Source organism: Maribacter sp. (genome assembly GCF_016744255.1).
GTDB lineage: Bacteria > Bacteroidota > Bacteroidia > Flavobacteriales > Flavobacteriaceae > Maribacter_B.
Genome location: NZ_JADGES010000161.1, coordinates 1 through 4128, shown reverse-complemented (window position 1 = coordinate 4128; position 4128 = coordinate 1). Strand labels below are relative to the sequence as shown.

Genomic DNA, 4128 nt, shown 5'->3' with positions numbered 1-4128 from the left:
GTTTTTAAACATCATCAAAATCAATCTTTAAAGTAGGTGTCGTTGGGTGTGCTTGGCAAGCAAGAATTAATCCTTCTTCAATTTCGCCATCTGTTAAAATCTGATTCTTTACCATTTCAGCCTTTCCTTCTGTAACACGAGCAATACAGCTACTACATACACCGCCTTGGCAAGAGTAAGGAGCATCAATATTTTCTTTAAGAATGGCATCTAAAACAATCTCGGACTTGTTCATAGCTAAAGAAAATTCTTCATCATCGACAACCACAGTTACTTGGGTTTTACCATTTGCATCTGTAGATATAGGAAGTTCTTCTTTAATTTCTGTACTAGTAAAAAGTTCAAAATGAATTTTATCTTTAGGAACTTCGTTTTCCTCTAAAGTGTTGCTTGCTAAAGTAATTAAAGACTCTGGTCCGCAAAGGTAATAGTCGTCAAAAGAGACATCTTTATGCTTATTTTTTAAGGCATAGTTTATGGTAGAAACATCAATTCTTCCAAAAAGAGAGTTTTCTTCTTTGGTTTGGCTATTGGTAAAATACACAAAGAATCTGTTGGCATATTCTAACTGTAATTTCATTAAATCGGTATAAAACATAGTTTCTTTGTACGATTTGTTACCGTAAACCAGAACAAATTTACTATCTGCATTACTATCTAATACCGTTTTAGCAATACTCATAATAGGAGTAATACCACTACCTGCAGCAATAGCCGCAATATTTTTTACAGAAGAAGTAGCATTAAAAACAAAACGCCCTTCTGGAGGCATAACTTCTAAAACATCCCCTTCTTTAAGTTTGGTATTTGCATAATCGGAGAACCCGCCGGCATCTACTTTTTTAATACCTATAGTAATAGAGTCACTTTTTGGAGAAGAACTTATGGAATAAGCTCTACGTAATTCTTTTCCTTTTATCTCTTTTTTTATAGTAATGTATTGTCCTGGCACAAAATGAAAAGTCTGCAAAAGGTCTTTAGGAACGCTAAAGGTTATTGCTACAGAACTAGGAGTAAGAGATTTTATTTGTTTTACGGTAAGGGAATGAAAATGAGCCATGCTATACGTTTTATAATAATGCAAAATTAAGCAAAGCAGGGAGTTTACTGAAGTAGAAAGTTAAAAATATATACATAAGATTATTATGCATAATAATCTTATGTATATATTTGAGGGGGCACTTAATTTAAAAACGCCTTCTCTTTAGGAAGGTTAGGATGAGAAAATGGGAAACTCAAAATTGTATAAAGGTAGTTTAAATACGATTATTCTAAAGCTATTAGAAGAACAAGGAAAAATGTATGGTTATGAGATTACGCAAAAAGTAAAAGCACTAACTAAAGGGGAACTTAACATAACAGAAGGTGCTCTTTATCCTGCATTACACAAATTAGAGGCAGAGGGTTTGTTAGATGTGGAGGTAGCAAAAGTGGACAATAGGTTGCGTAAATATTATAAACTAACAGAGGCCGGTGAAAAAGAAACCGTAAACCGTTTGGCAGAACTAGAAGAGTTTATACGTAGTATGCAAAATTTAGTAAACCCTAATTGGAGTATACAATAGAGATTTTATGGCATTAACAGAAAAACAAATTCTAGATATAGAAAGGTATTTAAATTACCATGAATTAAAGCAAATAGACCTTAGGTATGAGGTGCTAGATCATATGGCAAATAGTATAGAATCTTCTATGGAAGAAGGTATTTCGTATGAAGATGCCTTTAATGCAGCACGAGAAAAATGGAAACCGGAGCTTAAGAGTTATTCTTCCTTTTGGTTAGGTTGGGTTTTTGTGGGGCCAAAGATGATGATGAAGAGGAGCATTAATATGGTTAAAGAATTGTACTTAAAAGCTTTTTTTATAGGTGTTTTTGTTACATTAATTTTAGTAAATATTTTTAAATATATTCCCGATCATTTTTTTAATGAAAATTTAGATAGATCAATTGGAATTATTTTAGGGATTCCAATTTTAGTTTCTCTAGGGGGCTTGTATAAAATTAGAATATCTAATGTAAAAACAACCTACCAATATTTCTATAAAACTCAAGGTAGTGGTTATTTGATATTGAATTTTACTCTGATACAAGGTTTATTTAATAACAAACAATATTTTGGATCTGATATGGAATTTTGGGAAATGTTCTTTCCAGTATCTTTATTAGTATGTTATTATTACTTCTTTAAAATTTATAAAAAGCATTTTACTATTGTAAAACAAAAATTAGTAAAGTAATGTAACTAACTCCAGAACAAATACAAAAACTATACGCATTCACTATAAAACATTATGTAGAACATTACGATCTACAAACAGAGTTGGTAGATCATTTAGCTAATGGTATAGAGTTACGGCTTACAGAAAACCCAGGCACAACTTTTAAACAAGCATTGCTTTTAGAATTTAGAAAATTTGGGGTTCATAGTTTTGCAGATGTTATAGAAAAAAGACGCAAAGTTATGTCTATTAAATATTGGAAAATTATTTTTGGTTTTTTTAAATCTTATTTCAGTTTTCCTAAAATACTGGCAACGAGTAGTGCTATTGTAGTTTTGGCACTATTGTTTTGGAATATGCCTACGGGTTCTAAAGCAGAAATTATTAATTGGATTCCTCCTGTTTTAATGTCAATTTTGCTGTGTTTTTTACTTAGAAACAAGTATCAAGATAGAATGACAGTGGCAACAAACACTAAAATGTGGATGTTAAAGGATTAGATAAATATTTTAGGTAATTCTTTTAATGCATTCAACTTAATATTATTACTTATCTCTCGTTTGTTAAGTATAAATTCTATTGTAGAAGGACCTAATTTTTATGCGGACTTTGTAATAGCCGTTGTACTTGTTTGTATCTTACTTTTTGGGTATATAATTGTTAAAATTGCTACCCAAAAAGCCGAAGAATTATTAGCAAAAACTTATCTAGAAAATAAAATGGTATAGCACATTTCTTATCTTAACCTTTGGAAAGCAACCCATTCAAATAAAATAAAGTGCATTTTACCGACCAACGGTATAATAATCGGGTTGTTTTTCTGTTTAAGTTAGGTACGAATACAGATAATCTTGAAGCTTCAACATAAATTTATACTTACAGCAATCATCGCTGGGATAGGATTTAACTCTTGTTCCACGAAAAAAGATGCCTTTCTCAACAGAAATTGGCATGCCTTAAACACCAAATACAATACGCTATATAATGGTAATATTGCTTTTGATGAAGGCAGAGAAACTTTAAATGCTAATTACCAAGACGACTATTGGGAGATTTTACCTGTAGAACGTTTAGAGGTAAGCGGTGAAATTAAGTTAGACTCCGAAGATAACAACCCCAACTTTATAATTGCAGAAGAAAAAGCAACTAAGGCTATTCAGAAGCATAGCATGGATATTAAAGATGTGGAACGAAACCCCCAAACGGATGAAGCATTTTTACTTTTAGGAAAAGCACGGTATTTTGATGAACGCTATATTCCATCATTAGAAGCTTTCAATTATATACTTAAAAAATATCCCGCTAGCGATAAACTTAGCGAAGCTCGTATTTGGAGAGAAAAAGTAAATATTAGATTAGAGAATGAAGACCTTGCCATTAAGAATTTAAAAAACTTAATGAAATATGATAGGTTAGAAGATCAAGAATATGCAGATGCTCGATCTATGATGGCCCAAGCGTATATAAATTTAAATGCTCCAGACACTGCCATTCAGCAATTAAAAATAGCATCGCATTACACCAAAAAAAATCCCGAAAAAGGAAGATACTACTATATTATTGGTCAGTTGTATAACCAAATAGGGCATAAAGATAGTGCCAACTACGCTTTTGATAAGATTATAGATTTAAATAGAAAATCGCCAAGAGTGTATATGATTAATGCGCATCTACAAAAAATTAGAAATACCGAATTAACTGGCGAGAATAAAGAAGAATTATTAGAATATTTAACCGATTTAGAAGAGAGTAGAGAGAACAGACCTTTCTTAGATAAAATTTACCGTCAGATTGCAGAATACCATTTACAAACCGAATCGGATAGTTTGGCTATTGTTTATTTTAATAAATCGCTTCGAAAAACAGAGAATAAGCCTAAGTTGAATGCGTTGAATTATGAGAATTTGG

Annotated in this window: 4 protein-coding genes and 1 pseudogene; 4 read left to right on the top strand and 1 reads right to left on the bottom strand. The window is 31.6% G+C overall.

All coding sequences use genetic code 11. The features are described from left to right. Positions 1–4: 4 nt before the first annotated feature. Positions 5–1060, bottom strand: coding sequence for a ferredoxin--NADP reductase (locus QZZ51_RS16275; RefSeq protein ID WP_291871609.1), 1056 nt, complete (start codon positions 1058–1060; stop codon positions 5–7). Positions 1061–1226: 166 nt separating this feature from the next. Here QZZ51_RS16275 and QZZ51_RS16270 point away from each other — a divergent pair, with 166 nt between their 5' ends. The 4 genes and pseudogenes from QZZ51_RS16270 to QZZ51_RS16255 all read left to right on the top strand — a co-directional run. After that, entirely contained in the window at positions 1227–1565 is a 339-nt protein-coding gene (locus tag QZZ51_RS16270) for a PadR family transcriptional regulator (RefSeq protein WP_291871607.1), read from the top strand. Between the two features lie 7 nt (positions 1566–1572). Continuing rightward, a complete protein-coding gene (locus QZZ51_RS16265) occupies positions 1573–2238 on the top strand; it encodes a hypothetical protein (RefSeq protein ID WP_291871605.1) in 666 nt (221 codons plus the stop codon). A gap of 83 nt (positions 2239–2321) precedes the next feature. Continuing rightward, the gene (locus tag QZZ51_RS16260; RefSeq protein ID WP_291871603.1) at positions 2322–2720 is read left to right on the top strand and encodes a hypothetical protein; all 399 of its coding nucleotides are present in this window, start codon (positions 2322–2324) and stop codon (positions 2718–2720) included. Between the two features lie 351 nt (positions 2721–3071). Next, positions 3072–4128, top strand: a pseudogene (locus QZZ51_RS16255) (hypothetical protein); the annotation flags it as partial.